Below are 15,046 nucleotides of genomic sequence, written 5' to 3' on the forward strand. Positions count from 1 at the left end.
TCCTTCCTATAATTTCAAGCTCAAATTTCAGTATTTATGAGCTTTTTGTTTGTTGATATACCTCTTTAACAGGAGCCAGAGGTGATGAATAGTCATATATCATATACTGAATAGCTGATTGAAGGTAGCACTAATAAAGCATCCCTTTGTTTGCTCTATAAAGGCTATTTTCCCTTTGATCAACCATGATGGTGAACCTTCCGTGTCTAAAGGGATCGTGTCCCAACTTCCTTCGTCCCACCTATTCATACACCAAGTGCCAGCAAAGCTTTCAAACAGGGTCTATGCCCTATGGAGAGAACTCCCGCCAGCTACAGCTCTTGTTTGTCTTTGGTACTTACTAACTGACCTATTATGTCTTGAATGGTACCGGCAAACGGTGGACGCAATCCATCAAAGACATATGTTGGTAGTTTTTGTAGGAGATTCCCCCTACTGTTAATGGGTTACCATCCGGAACCCTGCTCAGCTATCGAACTGTATTCAACAGCTCGGCAGGATTCCGGAAATGTGATTCTTACTTATGCAGCTACTATCTCAGCATTCTCAAATCTCTTGATATCATCAAGCATCTTTTGAGGGTCATAAGTAACGCCTTTCTTGAGGATTGCATATATAATCCTCAGAAGCTTACACGCTATGACTATCAGCGACTGCATCTTCTTTAGCGGATTCTTGGGCCGTGTAGTGTAGTACTCATGTATCAACTGGAATTCTTCAGCATGAGCCACAACTGATTTAGCTCCTTGGAACAGCCAGGTTCGCAGTTCTTTGCGTCCTCTGTGGCTTATCTTTGTTTCGCCATTATGCTTGCCCGAACTGCATGCAACAAGGTTTAATCCACTTAGTTTCTGTATTTCCTTAACATCGTCAAATCTATCAATATCCCCCATTGAAGATATGATCCCTGCAACTATGTTCTGACCCAGACCAGATATTTCAAGAATGTTTTCAGCGTGTGGTATTTCCATACACTTCGTATTTATAGCTGCCTCTATTGTGGTCAGCTTTTCATCTAGAGAGAGCATTTCTTCCACAAACCATCTGACAGCTTCTCTGTCGTATTCTGCGCCTTCATTTCTTCCCACGCTTGTACTGGCATATCTGAATAGTTCAGCTGCCCTGCTATAGCCGCGTCCTCTTAGCTTAGCATTGTGCCAAATCTCTCTTATGCCATCTTCACCCAATGCAACTATGTCCTTTGGAAATGGTGCAATCTTTAATACTTCTAAAGCAAAACTTCCATCCACTCTTCCAAATGCGTCCTTATATTCAGGAAAGTGTATTTTCATTAGCCTGTGCATCCTGTTTGCACAACGGATCCTATTCTCGGTAAGCTGACTCCTTAGAAGCGAGAGACTACGCAGATCTGCGTATATGCCCTCTGGAAGATATGGCATACCATAGTTTCCGTTCATTACCAGATTTGCTATTACTTTGGGATCTTTTCTGTCATCCTTTAACTGGCTGTTGTCTTCAACCTCCTTTGTCTGCTTGACTGCATATGGATTTACCTGTACAACACTGATACCATTGCTTATAAGCCATGTCGCTATACAGAACCAGTAATGACCTGTAGGCTCAAGTCCTAATACTATCTGCTTTTTGCCATTTACTGCAGCAAGCTCAACCATCCATGCCTTTGCAGCTTCAAATCCTTCTTCATTATTCGTGAATGAAAATGGTTTTTTGCTGAGTTCTCTGCCTCGTATATCTATAGCTCTCAGATAATGAGTTTCACTGCCTATATCGCATCCTACTATAAGCATGTCCTCCGATATAAAAGAGAGCTTGGCATTCTTATCAAACTTTCCTGATGCTTCCAGATCATGCCAGGTCTTAGCCTGCATTGTCTTGAGAAGATCATCGATTCTTGACTGTCTTTCTTCGGCTGATAAAGTGTTTATCACCGAGAAAGCTTTGTTTACTTGATTTTTGTTTTCATTTGCTTTAGCATTCATGTAAGATACCTCTTGTAGTTTTGGATTATTACCAACTGCCAGGTCAGTAACAATCCAACTTTACTTGAGGTATTCTTTTTAGGTCAATCCCTGTTTAAATCATACAGGAAGCTTTCTATTAGTTTGCAATTTATAGAATCCAATTATCGTTTCTTTAAAGCTTAGCTTCTAAAGCCTTCAATTCCTCAGACTTCTTATTCAAACGATTTTTTTATCGTTTAGCTCTCTTTCACTCGTTTCTATATCAAATTTCAATTTTTCAATTACTTGTGTCAATTCAGATAGCTTTTCATTCCTACTACTCTCAGTGTTTACTCTCTTTTGCTCTAGTTCTTTTACCTTATCTCTTGCTAAAGTAATATCTTGCTCCAACTTTTCTATCTGCGCTTTCAATTCTTTTCTCTTGACCTGTTACCATATCCTTCTTTGTTGCCATTAAGCGTTCCTCCTGAAACTAGCTGTCGATATATCAATTATACAATATCTTTATTACACTGATTGATTCAAATCATCCAGTTCTTTAAGTATTGAAATAGCTTTAGCATCACCTTCATTTGCCTTACTATTTACCCTTGGCAGGTTTTCCCATGCAGCTTCACCATGTATTTCGTCTGGTAAATACCCTGCCATATCAAGTTCATCCTCATATTTCCAAGCATTTGTGACAGCATCCGGAGCTATTCCGGTCATGTACTTGTCCATTTCCTCATCGTCGTATTCATCAACAGATTCAACGTCATCTTCTAAAAGCTCCGAAGAATCAAAATCATCATCGCCTGTATCTTCAGGATAATCCTCTGCAAAACTAGGATCAGAATTTGCCATCATCTTGAACATCATCGTTTTTTGCTCCAATTCTGGATCATCGATAACCTCTAAGGCTTTTTCATACCATTCAACAGCTTTTTTCATGTTTCCGGGTGTTCCACTTGCAAACTGGTAACACCTTCCCAGATCACGCATGGCTACGAGTTTGCTTTCGCAGATTCAGAAAAAGAGTGTATTTCTGAGACTCTCATTGATGCAGAAGATGGCAATCAGTCTGATCGGGTTTTTCTATTATCAAATACTGAAGTTGAAAAGTATGTTGAAAAAGATGATAGAAAAATAAGCTTAAGTATGAATACGCCATATGCTATTAAGAACTGTAAGGATGGCTGGATGTTGGAATTACTTAAGAGGAAAAAAGTATATTCATGGTGGCTCAGAACAACTGAAAGTGGAGAAGCGCTTTTCGTTGACTCAAATGGCGAGATTAAAAAATGCCAAGGCAATTCTTGGGGAATTAGACCAGCTATTCAAATAGATATTTAAGACCAAAAGTAGTATTGCTTTTACAACTAGTTGCAGTAGTAATGAAGCCATTGCTGAAAAAGTATTAGGAGTGATTTGTGCGGGTGGCTTTTGGGGTGTTTTAGATGAAACTCAAGAGATATTTTTGCCCCACAAAAAAACTCGATTCCACACTAATACCCCCAAATACCCTCGAATTCCCCCTTTTTTAATCTTTTCAACGGAAAAAGGGCATGATAACGTTTTAAAACAATTAGGACATATATGAGAGATATCCAAACTCATCAGATCCTCCTACCATAAATACAACAGTTAAAGAATCGCCACAAATATACGATGTGGAACTATTATGTAATAATTATGTTAATGTCCTGCATTTTATCTTATAACTGTTTTCATTGTAGAGTCATCAGTATACGTAAAATTATTAGCAGAATATCCATTAAACATAATATAGCCTTCTAATCTTTCATAATTACTGCTGTTTTCCATGACATATGTTTTTATATCAAACAAACGAATTCCTTGTGTGATATTAATAATCTGATCATTGGCATTATTGCTCAGTATGGTATTCCAATTTACCTGAATCCCACAACTCTGAAATGTTTTAACAAAATTCGTGTCTTCATCATAAATAGTACCTGCCCACTCCGTATGGCCCTTTATAACAAACATACTTCCGTCATATGTAATTGATGAAAATGCAAGCGTTAAGCCATCTTCAGTCAAATAGTGATAATCATTAGTAACTACTCCAATACATTTTCTATTATCAAAGTTATAAAGAAATGCAGTTGTTAGGCCTTTATCGCCGTACAATATGCCATCAACTCCATATGGCGTTCCCATAGAATACTCATATTGATCCGTCATTTTTACGCCATTGTCATACTCATACATTGTAAACGTAATAATCTGATTTTGAGTAATACCCGCAATCAGAAGCTCATCTTCACCATCAGAATCAAAATCGTCAATAAAGCAATCTATTGCCCCAAAATGCACACGCGAAAAATCTCTATAAAAATTATCAACTTTTAATTGAGACGTGAAATATTCTGTTTGCCCATTAAGATAGGTAAAGCTCTTGGCATATTCAAGAAAATCTTTTTCATGAGAAACTGTACTGTTTGTATCTGCTATTTCACTATTAACATCGTCATTACTGCTATTTGCACCATCTGAACTAGGTCCTTCTGCAACGGACATTTCTGATGCAGGTCCGGTGGCTGGAGATGCCTGTTGCTCGGATAGCTGATCAGACAAATACTCTGATGCAGATAATGATTCTGCTTCCGGTTCTGTTTCTAGTTCTGATTCCGGTTCTTTTCCATCGAGTTCTTGCTCTTCTGTTCGTTTTGAATCACTTGAGGATTCATTACTACTATCATTGGAAGTTGTCACGTTTGAACTATCGATAGGACTTTCCAATTCTACGAGTTGCTCATCTTTATTACTAAACACAGTGATCAATGCTATGATAATGACCAACAATGCTCCTACCGCTATAGCTCCCCACTTTAATATTCCAATGGGAATTTTTATTCCTGCTATATCAATATTTGTTCTGTGTTCTGTTGTATTATCAAAACCGCTAACATGCTCTGGTGAGCTTTCCCATAAACTTGAAGAAAAATCATTATTCGATTTCTGTATAACATCAACATCTTGGCCATTATAAAGTCTGTTTTCTAATTCTTTCATAGACTTTATTCGATTTTCAGCAAAAACTGACAGCCCACTAAGCAAAGCTGCCTCTTCAAACGGTAGAATTTTGACGCCTAAGGATGACGGGCTCTTTAAAGAATCCTGTCTAATACGCTCCATTGATTCCGGAGGTTTCTCTCCTGTTATACAACGATATATAGTCGCACAAATTGCGTATACATCTGTCCATGGTCCCTGATTTCCTTTAGACCTATACTGTTCTTCTGGTGCAAATCCAGGTTTCAGCAACACAGATAGACTTCTGTCATCATTACTAAAGTCCCTTGCTGCACCAAAATCTATGAGTCGTACAGTTCCCCCTTCCTGTATCATAATGTTATCTGGACTAATATCTCTGTGGATTATTTGAGCCTCATGTACTTTAGCTAATGATTCAATCACCGGCTTCATCATAGCAAGGGTCTCCGCTACTGGCATTTTTCCACCGCATTTTTTAAGGTGTTCCTTTAATGTCTCTCCTTCCACGTATTCCATCACAATATAGGCAGTATTGTTTTCCTGAAAAAAATCATGCACATGGACTATCCCAGGAAGATTAGCAAACTTAGCCAGGCTTTTTGCTTCGCGAACAAAACTGTCTTTCCATTTTTCGTACTGAGAAGCATCACTCGATGTATAGTTTGTAACCATTGTAGTTACAGCTGATTCTCTTGTCACAAAACCATTAGGATAGAATTCTTTAATTGCAATTCTTGTTTCAAGATTAAGATCAAATCCAATATAAGTTATTCCAAATCCGCCTTCACCAAGTATATTTCCGACCAGATACTTTCCTTGCAAAATGGTATATGGCTTCAATGCATGCATATTTGTTATATTGTTAGCATCATATTTATACCCACAATGAGGGCAGGTGACAGCTTCACCTTTCGTCTTCAAACAATTTGGACAAATATGGGAAATATCTATATCCATCAGAACCTCCCACCATAATGGTGTGATCCATAATTCACCATGTTACTCTATATTCATATGAGCCAATAATAATAGTATCTCCATTCTCAAGTGCATATTCACCTGTAATTGGCACTCCATTTACAAATGTTCCATTTGTAGTTCCTTCATCCTTAATGTATATTTTGTTGTTTTTTACAAACATTGTACAATGTAGTCCCGAAAGTGCCGCATCATTACTAAATGAAAGCTTTGATTTTGTAGAACTTCTTCCTATTGTATATTTGTCGGTAAGATCAAATTTGAAGATATTCTTATCCCCGATCTCTTTTCCCATTCTTGTTAATACAACTTTGTAAACTTTCTTATTCACAGGAGCCTCCATTCCAACAGTTGGACTTCCACTTGCATTTTCCAGCGGCATTGTTACACCATTGAAATCCACGACTTCACCTGTAACTCCTAAATCCTCAACACCACCAATCGTATTCCCAAGATCTCCAACTGGTGACTCATTCTCATCCGATGCTTCACCAGATGCCTTTTTTCTGCTCGATAGAATTATAAAAACAACCAGCGCTATGAGTAATAATACAAATATTCCCAAAGCAATATAGAATATCAAAGGATCCAAACCCATAATCAGTTTTTTCTGTGGCACCTCCACAACCTCTTCTACTATAGGTTCTTCCTCTGGTTCCTCTACAACCTCTGGTTCTGGTTCGGGTTCTGGCTCCGGCTCAGGTTCGGGTTCAGGTTCTAATTCATCTTGTATCTCTTTTATCTTCTTAACATCACTTTCTGCAACATCAATAACATCTTCAGTGTTACCCTCAGCTGTTTTCACCGATACTTTCAGTTCATGTGCTTTCTCATTTGTATCTAGTTCCCTTATATCCTCAGTTAAAATAAGAGAATTATTAACTTTTCCCAATATTCTGTCAGCCAAAAGTGACAGGTCTGAACCTTCAAAATCAGGAGTATAGTAATGATCACCCCCAGAAGATATTCTTGCAAAACTCCCAAGCACTTTGGCCATTTCTTGATCGTTTTTATTGGATTTATTTTTTGGCATAGCTACAGTAAAAATCGGAATATGGCTATCAGTTACCGCCTTAGTAGCCTCTTCTCTGGTTATTCCTGTCGCTTGATCATCTGCTCCATCCGAAAATATGATAAGACATCTTTTCTCGCCAACCTGATCATTAGTTTTCAGCTCTTTTATTTCTTCAACAATTGCATAATATAGATTTGTATCTTCATGGGTAACGCTAATGCTTGAAACCTTTTCTGATATCTCAAGCGCATCTGTCATATAATCAGACCTTATTATGTCATTTCCCATAGCTGTAATCGTAATATTATCTTCTGCTCTTTTATTTGCAGCCAGACGCTTAATAATCTCTTTAGCAGTATCGATCCTATCCTGACTCATCGAACCTGATACATCTATCAAACATTTATATGTAGTCTTGACTGGGCTATCAGAAAATTTCTGAATCTGCGGAGTCTCTAGTTCTTTTGAGCCAAACATCAGCTTAATGTTGTCGCTGGTTATCCATGACGGCTCTTGCTGATTTTGATTGACATATATTTTTATTTGTTCATCATTTACCGTATATCTATCTACATAGATTTCTGCGGCGGGCTGTTGATTTTCGGAAGCATTTACCCTAATACTAGTCATCAGCAGAGTTAGCATTACACATATTGCAAAACATCTCATTCCAATAGTTTTCATCATATTTACTCTCCTCTGTATATAACTGCAGCTGCTGAGTTGTTATCATTATCTTCTTTTGCATTTCGATTGAGTATTTTTATCATTCTTTTAATCCAATCTTCTGCTGAAGAAGCATGCTTAAGAGTTTTTTGCATATCTGCCTCAGTAACATATTCCCAAAATCCATCGGTACAAAGCAAAAATGCATGTTCATCAAATGTTATATCTTCAAGTGAAGATACTTCTATATCTATTCTCTCATCTCTGCCCAATGCTTTGAGAAGTTTATTCCTATCAACATGACCACGAATTTCATCTTCAGAAATTTCTCCTCTTAATACCGCCATTTGAGAGACACTATGATCAAATGTGCGAAATTCCAGTTTTCCATTTATAAAGTGATATAAGCGTGAATCTCCAACATGAGCCCACATAGCCATTTCATTATCAATGACAAGTGTTACAAGCGTGGTTTTCATCTCGCATTCCTTGGTCTGCATATCCAATACTTTTTGATTTGCCTTTTGAAACCATACCCTAAACTCATCAGGATTATTGATGATCTCATCAAGGAAATCTTTATGTATGGAGTCAATAGCTGCATTTGAAGCAGCTTTTCCTCCTCCATGTCCTCCAAGACCATCAGCAACAGCTACTAACAAACTGTTTTTTTCATTCTCAAATATGCCAACTGTATCCTCATTCTCTTGTCTACCACCAGGATTTGAATACATAAATGAAGATAGTTTGCTCTTGTTTTTTTTCAGAAACATTTGACATCCTCATAACGTTTCATATCTGAAACTATTGTTTTGTCCAAAACTTATAATGCTCCCATTTTCAAGTTTCTGTGGAACACCTGAATTGAGTCTTACTCCGTTTAAAAATGTTCCATATGAAGATCCGCAATCAAGTATCACTGCTTCTTTCCGATTATTAACGAGTATTATCTGACAATGAACTCTACTTACTCCTGCAGAAGATTTTGGAAAAATGACATTACAACTACTATCTCTTCCAAATACCAGATCCGATTCGATAACAATCACTTGCCCTGAGTAAATTCCAGATTCGCAAACGATTCTTTTAACACCGCCTCTTATCGAAATTGCACGTGATCTGAACCTATCAGCAAAACCTGTAAACATATCGGCTACTGCCGTTAATCCAACATCACCTACAGATTCAAGTTCATTTCTGAAATCATAAATTGTTGCAAATCTCTGAAATTCGCTAAGCGATAGCCCTTTCATTATTGCTCTATTAACATTTATTGGTGCATCAGATCCAACATTTTCTGGTGGAACAATAGCATCATTACGTAGTCGATCTACTGACTCAGGAGGCATTATTCCGGTAAGGCATCTATACATTGTCGCAGCCATCGCGTATATATCAGTCCATGGCCCCTGCTTGCCTGTAGAAGAATACTGTTCTGGAGGTGAAAACCCTTTCTTAATAATAACTGTCATTTCTTGATTTTCGGAAAAGACTCTAGCTGTCCCGAAATCAATCAATCTCGGACTTCCATCCTCACATACATATATATTATCTGGGCTTATATCCCTATGAATCACCCCATCCTGATGTATCAGCACGAGTGCATCCATTATAGGGAGAATAATCCCCTTCAGTTGTTGCCATGAAAGTTTATCCCCTCTTCTAGCCAAAATATGTTTAAGATCACTACCCGTTAAATATTCCATTACATAATAAGCGGTATAATTCTCCTCAAACAAACTATAGATAGTAAGAATATAAGGGTTGTTATAATGGTAAATAATACGAGCTTCCTGTAGGAACTTATCCATTCCTTTTCTGAAAATATCTTTTGAAGAATGAACATTAACGTCAAGCATTCCTGGAATACGAGTTGCTATACCATTGGGGTAATACTCCTTGACAGCAATTAATTTATTTTCCTTTAAATCAATACCTCTATAGGTTATGCCAAAACCACCTACTCCAATGACATCTTGTATAAGATATCTTCCATGTATGATAGTCTCAAAAGGAAGGGCAAATGGAGGCTCTTGTATTTTGCTACCATCCATATTCTCATATTATCTCCATCAGAATGCAGGTATAATTGTCCTGCTTTGGCCGATTCTCAGCCAGTATCATCTCATTTATCATAATTGCACTCTTCTTTAATGGATTGCTCATAGCGTTGCATATATTCTCATCTCCTATAGTTCCATAGATTCCATCACTCATGAGTAAAATTCTGTCATTTTTCTTTACAACTATTGGCTCATCATTCTGATCTATATGCTCCAAATCGCCCATTCCAATAAAGCTGGTAAGCGCTGCCCTTTGTGGATTTGTTGCAGCTTCCTCCAACGAGATTTCTCCGTTTCTTGCTTTCTCATCCAAATCAGCTGCATAATTGTGGTCATGATTAATCTGAGCAAGCTTTCCAGCTCTGTATAGATAAATATGACTATCACCTACTGAAATAAAACTAAGCCTATTATTCTTCAAATGAACAGCAACCAAAGTACTTCCGCAAAGACCTTGCCTTTCTTCGCCGAGTTCTAGATTTACTGCATCATTGGCAGCATCTAGTAATTTAAGAAGCATATCTTGTGGTTTTTCATCACCAGTAGCTTGATCAAACCCTTGTAGCATAGTGACAACCACTAGCTGACTCATCTTATCTCCGTCCTCTAGTCCACCCATACCATCAGCTACAATAGCAAGAATTCCTTTTTCACCAAGACTCTTCTCATCATTGACCTCAGAAATGCCAAACGAATCCTGCTGCATAGCTCTACTACCAACGCCATGTATGCTTGTTATAGATACTGGAGAATTTTTCGCTGTAACAATCGACTTAACTATCTGAGAAGTCCCTTGTCCATCTGGATATTCAGTCATTTTTATATCTTTATCATTCTTTCGATTTTTATTTTTAATTGTTATGATCAAGCATATAACTAGCAAGAAAACAATTCCGCCAACAATAGCGGCAATAACTGACATTGAATACTTTTTTGGAGTTTCAGAGACAGGCTCTTCTTTTTTACTTTCTGTCAGAGCGACTATTTCTTTCACATCATCACCAACCTCTATTGTCAATGAAATGTCTTCTTTCGAAATTGGTGCACCACTCGAAACACTGCCTTCTTCAACAGATTGCTCTTCTATATCTTTTTCATTTTTAGATTTTTCTAATGTGCTTTTGCGTTCAATATCACCATTTTCTTCCCTGTTAGTTTTGTGAGTTAGCCTGATCAGATATCCTTTTTCTGTCATCACCATACAAATTCCTTTGAACAGAAAGGTACAAATTTCACAACAGTTTTGCCAATAACAATTTCATCATATGGTGCAAGCTCCACAGTCTGGAAAGTAGCTTTGCCATTAACTCTGACTATCGCTCTACCGTCTCCTGGTGAAAAGAAAAATGTATTCTCAACAGTATCGTAGCTAAGAATGGCATGATTCTCTCTAGAAATCGTCTCGTCTCCTCTTATACAAATATCCATTCTGTCACTTCTGCCTATAAAATTATTGTCAGCGTGTATTCTGTAGTCCCTGCCTTTTTCCTTTCCTTCAGTGCAAACAAGCCATCCTACTACAGGATCTATACCTTTTTCTTCCTTTATTAAAGCTACCGTCCTTCCATCATCGGAATCGGACTCATTCATAGCAGCCTGTAATGCCATGGTTTTATCAGATCCTCCACCTGTTGCACCCGTCAAAGGCATAGTTGGCGATCCACCATTTCCTCCTGAAAAACTGTCTAAAGGCAAAGTGGCTCCCGAATTGTTTGCACCTGTGCAATAAGGGCACGCTGCATGAATAGAAGCATCATAATAATGTCCATTTGGGCACTTTCTCATTTCCATAAGACTTCTCCTTTCAGTGTTCAAGAGTAAAGAGCTTATAACCATTTACATCAGATATCTTCATTGAATCTGTTTTTCTGTCATACTCATATTTCCAAACATAACCAGTTGAATAGGCATTTGCTAGGCTCTCTATAGTTTTAAAGCCTCCCAACGCATCATACAAACCTGCTAGCCCTTCTCCGGAAGCAACTTTACTATCTATCGGAGCTGTATATTTAACACTAATCATATGATCGCCCACAGAACTATATGTAAATGTTCCATATAGTTCAAACTCTCCTTGGTTTGTTATCAACAAGTCTCCATTTTCAGCAAAGGACATTCGAGTCCCCGGAGATTCCGCCAATTTCCATGTGCTTCCAGATAGCGAAGCATATTTATTATTCATATTAATAAATAGAATTGAAACAATTATTGCTATAATAACCACCGCAACTGCGGCTATACCTGCTATTACAACACTGTTAAACTTCGGTTTTGGCTTGCTATTAACAGAATTAGAAGAAGCAACTGCTGACGAACCTCCACTAACAGAGAATGAGTTGCTTTGATTTCCAAGATAAAATGTATCCCCTTCCCTCAATGGTGTAGGAATATTAGGTGTCAGTTTATTACCGTTAACAAAGGTACCATATGATGAACCTAAATCTGTTATCACACATCCCGATGGTGTCTGATCTACTTTGCAGTGCACACGACTAATTCCCTTAGTGTTATCGGGATAAATAATAGTACATGACTGCTGATTTCTTCCCAATACCACACTTCCGTTGATTGGTATTCGGCGTCCCTGATGGATTCCCTGCAATCCTACTAATTCCATAATCACCTTCCTATTCTGCCCAGCAATGTTCCTGCTATGGCTAATTCATTTGTTAGTATTTATATTTATCTATTGAAGTTTTTCCAATTTGAGGCTTATAATTCTCTCCAAAGATTGATTTATCCTTTCCTCTGTGATTTTTCCTTCTTCAACAGATTTAAGTACTTCGTCATAAGCAGTTTGCAAATTTTCTGGCATAAGTACCATATCGCAGCCTGCTTCTATAGCTTTCACAGCCGCTTCACCTGAAGAATAATGCCTACTTATAGCTCCCATTCCAAGTGCGTCAGTCATAATTACCCCGTCATATCCTATATTTTCTCTGAGTATTCCTGTTACAATGTCATATGATAGTGAAGCAGGTAAATCCCCAGCAATAATATTAGGAAATGATACATGAGAAACCATAACAAAATCAGCATTATCTAGCGCACCATTAAAATATGGAATTAAGTCACATTCCGTTAATGCATCAATATCCTTATATGAATACGCAAAGTCTTCATGCGAATCCTCAATTGTATCTCCATGTCCTGGAAAATGCTTATATACTGTGCATATTCCAGCTTTATGTAATCCGCGTGAAAATGCAGAAGCCATCTGGTCAACAGTATTGGGATCTGAGCTGAATGCTCTATCTCCAATCACTGTATTATTTGGATTAGTCATAACATCAACGACTGGAGCAAAATCTACATTTAATCCAAATTCTTTAAGGTATCCTCCAATATATGTACCGGTTCTTTCTACCTCTTCTTCTCCGGATTTGGCTACCTCCTGCATCGACTTGATCTTTTCAACACCAAACGATTCATTTTTCCCTATACGTAGAACCCTTCCACCTTCTTCATCTAATCCAAGAAAAATAGGAATTCCTGTGGTTTGTTCTACATATTCCTGTAATTCACTAAGCATAGCCTTTGTCTGAGTTGGATTTTCAAAACTAGTAGCTAAATATGCCAATCCTCCGACTGGAATTGAATCCAATTTTTCTTTTGATGCACTCCCAAATTGTGTAACCTTACTTACTCCTGTCAGTTGCTCTGGTGTTACAAAGAATAACTGCCCAACCTTTTGTTCTAAGGACATCTCCTCAATAATGGAGACAACTTCATCAGATTCTAAAGTACTTTTTTCATTATATGTACTGCTATCTTCAGTATTTTCGCTGATTTCCTCAGCATCTTCTACTATTTCTTCAGTCAATTCACTATGGTCATCAGTATACTCTGCTGATTTTTCCACGGATTCGCTAATCTCCTCAGTAAATTCTTGTTCCTTAGTAGATTGAGAATTCTCATCTTTTATATCCTGATCATCTTCCTGATTCAAAGGTTTATCGATATCTTCGCTAGTTATTGTTTCCTCTACTCCCTTTCCACAGCCTACAATCAGCACCATACATGTTATCGAAAGAAAAAAAATATGCTTCAATCTTTTAATAATCATATTCATATTCACATATATACCCTATTCTCCCTGAATATCCAGGTACTATAGAAAGAACATCATCAGGAATATCATTTAGATAGTACTCACCACTTTTACGCAGTATATCAACATACTCTTCAACATAATAATTACCATTACCATCTTCGCCTACAAAGCTTGGTTCATTTTCCAGCCACACAGAGCTATATTTTGAGTCTCCATTTATATCGTTTATTACATCATCTCCCAAAGTCCCATCTGCATTTTTCCAACGATATTCATACGCTCTGTTAGGATTATTGCTATCCCTAACCCCAGCCACATAATAAAGGAGCTCATCTCTATTTTCTCGCTTAATTTGAGAAACAATCACATGAAATTCTGCCAAAGAGTTTATTCTAACAAGGTAACCGCCCCTGTTTATACAATCCTGAAAAGCCTGATTCCACGTTAAATCTGCGTTTATAATTTCATATCTATGTATAGCTGATTCATTTTGACTATCTTGCTGATAGTCCACTGCATTAGCTTGGCTTTCAGAAGCAGGACCACCATTATTATCAATATCACTAGCATTTTCAGCTATCGAACCTTTGTCTACATCATCACTCTCTATTTCATCTGTACTACTACTCAAAACATTGTTCTCGATTATTTGCTTGTCATTCTGAGCTTCATCTTCTTTAACAACCTCTGTCTTCTCTGAATCAGCTTCCATTTTTTTAGAATTCTGATCCACAATCACTTGAGCTTCATCATAGTGAGTATTGCTTCTACTAATCCCTATAGTAATAACAGATATCAAAACGAGTACAACAGCAGTTAATGCGGCTATGCATGCAATGTATATATTTTTCTTGTCTTGAACGCCTTTATTATTCGATGTTTCAGAGTATAAAGAATTATTCGTCTTATTTTGTATTGAATCAGTCACATATGTAATCTGTGCTGTCTGTCCCATATTGTTATTTCTTAATGGCTGGGCGGCATACGAGTCCTGATAACTAACATTCACAGCACTATTGTCATACAACTTAGCTTCAAGTTCCCCCATAGTTTTGATTCGGTTTTCAGCTAAGACTGCTAACCCGTTAAGTAATGCTGATTCTTCACTCTTACTTATGTTGATTCCATATGAAGAAGGATACTTCATAGTATCCTGTCTCATGCGCTCCATGGATTCCGGAGGCTTTTCTCCAGTTATGCAACGGTATATCGTTGCACAAAGTGCATATACATCTGTCCATGGTCCCTGATTACCTTTCGATCTGTACTGCTCTTCTGGAGCAAACCCTGGTTTCAGCAATACGGATAAGCTCCTGTCATCACCGTT

At 37.7% G+C, this 15,046-nt stretch carries 11 protein-coding genes and 1 pseudogene; 1 reads left to right on the plus strand and 11 read right to left on the minus strand.

The window, feature by feature from the left end; translation table 11 throughout:
* Positions 1-521 precede the first annotated feature (521 nt).
* Positions 522-1,961, minus strand: a complete 1,440-nt coding sequence (locus G630_RS0116890; RefSeq protein ID WP_081667803.1) for an IS110 family transposase — start codon at positions 1,959-1,961, stop codon at positions 522-524.
* A gap of 489 nt (positions 1,962-2,450) precedes the next feature.
* The gene (locus G630_RS0116900; RefSeq protein ID WP_026499266.1) at positions 2,451-2,924 is read right to left on the minus strand and encodes an SEL1-like repeat protein; all 474 of its coding nucleotides are present in this window, start codon (positions 2,922-2,924) and stop codon (positions 2,451-2,453) included.
* Here G630_RS0116900 and G630_RS25515 point away from each other — a divergent pair.
* On the plus strand, positions 2,916-3,275 hold the full coding sequence (locus G630_RS25515) for a DUF6273 domain-containing protein (RefSeq protein WP_256379759.1): 360 nt from the start codon (positions 2,916-2,918) through the stop codon (positions 3,273-3,275). The two genes, G630_RS0116900 and G630_RS25515, sit on opposite strands and share 9 nt — an antisense overlap.
* Positions 3,276-3,632: 357 nt before the next feature.
* On the opposite strand, the gene G630_RS23900 is transcribed toward G630_RS25515, so the two are convergent.
* From G630_RS23900 to G630_RS0116960, 9 genes and pseudogenes are all read right to left on the minus strand, one after another.
* Positions 3,633-5,900, minus strand: coding sequence for a serine/threonine protein kinase (locus G630_RS23900; protein WP_049946274.1), 2,268 nt, complete (start codon positions 5,898-5,900; stop codon positions 3,633-3,635).
* A 34-nt stretch (positions 5,901-5,934) separates the two neighbouring features.
* Positions 5,935-7,623, minus strand: a complete 1,689-nt coding sequence (locus tag G630_RS0116925; protein ID WP_026499267.1) for an FHA domain-containing protein — start codon at positions 7,621-7,623, stop codon at positions 5,935-5,937.
* A gap of 2 nt (positions 7,624-7,625) precedes the next feature.
* Entirely contained in the window at positions 7,626-8,375 is a 750-nt protein-coding gene (locus G630_RS22480) for a PP2C family protein-serine/threonine phosphatase (RefSeq protein ID WP_044959673.1), read from the minus strand.
* Positions 8,376-8,384: 9 nt separating this feature from the next.
* Positions 8,385-9,656: an FHA domain-containing serine/threonine-protein kinase gene (locus tag G630_RS0116935; protein WP_026499268.1), complete on the minus strand. Its 1,272-nt coding sequence runs from the start codon at positions 9,654-9,656 to the stop codon at positions 8,385-8,387.
* Between the two features lie 4 nt (positions 9,657-9,660).
* A complete protein-coding gene (locus G630_RS0116940) occupies positions 9,661-10,866 on the minus strand; it encodes a PP2C family protein-serine/threonine phosphatase (RefSeq protein ID WP_081668031.1) in 1,206 nt (401 codons plus the stop codon).
* Positions 10,860-11,456: an FHA domain-containing protein gene (locus G630_RS0116945; RefSeq protein WP_026499270.1), complete on the minus strand. Its 597-nt coding sequence runs from the start codon at positions 11,454-11,456 to the stop codon at positions 10,860-10,862. Before G630_RS0116945 ends, G630_RS0116940 begins: the two co-directional genes overlap by 7 nt.
* A 13-nt stretch (positions 11,457-11,469) precedes the next feature.
* Positions 11,470-12,282 (minus strand): FHA domain-containing protein, encoded by an 813-nt coding sequence (locus G630_RS0116950; protein WP_026499271.1) that lies wholly within the window; start codon positions 12,280-12,282, stop codon positions 11,470-11,472.
* 69 nt (positions 12,283-12,351) lie between these two features.
* Positions 12,352-13,683, minus strand: coding sequence for a glycoside hydrolase family 3 protein (locus G630_RS22485; protein WP_196805815.1), 1,332 nt, complete (start codon positions 13,681-13,683; stop codon positions 12,352-12,354).
* Between the two features lie 37 nt (positions 13,684-13,720).
* Positions 13,721-15,046: pseudogene (locus tag G630_RS0116960) on the minus strand (hypothetical protein); the annotation flags it as partial.

Source organism: Butyrivibrio sp. WCD2001 (genome assembly GCF_000424485.1).
In the GTDB taxonomy this organism is placed as follows: Bacteria; Bacillota; Clostridia; order Lachnospirales; family Lachnospiraceae; genus Butyrivibrio.

Excerpts from the sequence above, each read along its gene's own strand:
- G630_RS0116890 (WP_081667803.1), bottom strand. The coding sequence starts at position 1,961 with ATGAATGCTAAAGCAAATGAAAACAAAAATCAAGTAAACAAAGCTTTC.
- G630_RS0116900 (WP_026499266.1), bottom strand. The coding sequence starts at position 2,924 with ATGCGTGATCTGGGAAGGTGTTACCAGTTTGCAAGTGGAACACCCGGA.
- G630_RS23900 (WP_049946274.1), bottom strand. The coding sequence starts at position 5,900 with ATGGATATAGATATTTCCCATATTTGTCCAAATTGTTTGAAGACGAAA.
- G630_RS0116925 (WP_026499267.1), bottom strand. The coding sequence starts at position 7,623 with ATGATGAAAACTATTGGAATGAGATGTTTTGCAATATGTGTAATGCTA.
- G630_RS22480 (WP_044959673.1), bottom strand. The coding sequence starts at position 8,375 with ATGTTTCTGAAAAAAAACAAGAGCAAACTATCTTCATTTATGTATTCA.
- G630_RS0116935 (WP_026499268.1), bottom strand. The coding sequence starts at position 9,656 with ATGGATGGTAGCAAAATACAAGAGCCTCCATTTGCCCTTCCTTTTGAG.
- G630_RS0116940 (WP_081668031.1), bottom strand. The coding sequence starts at position 10,866 with ATGGTGATGACAGAAAAAGGATATCTGATCAGGCTAACTCACAAAACT.
- G630_RS0116945 (WP_026499270.1), bottom strand. The coding sequence starts at position 11,456 with ATGGAAATGAGAAAGTGCCCAAATGGACATTATTATGATGCTTCTATT.
- G630_RS0116950 (WP_026499271.1), bottom strand. The coding sequence starts at position 12,282 with ATGGAATTAGTAGGATTGCAGGGAATCCATCAGGGACGCCGAATACCA.
- G630_RS22485 (WP_196805815.1), bottom strand. The coding sequence starts at position 13,683 with ATGGTGCTGATTGTAGGCTGTGGAAAGGGAGTAGAGGAAACAATAACT.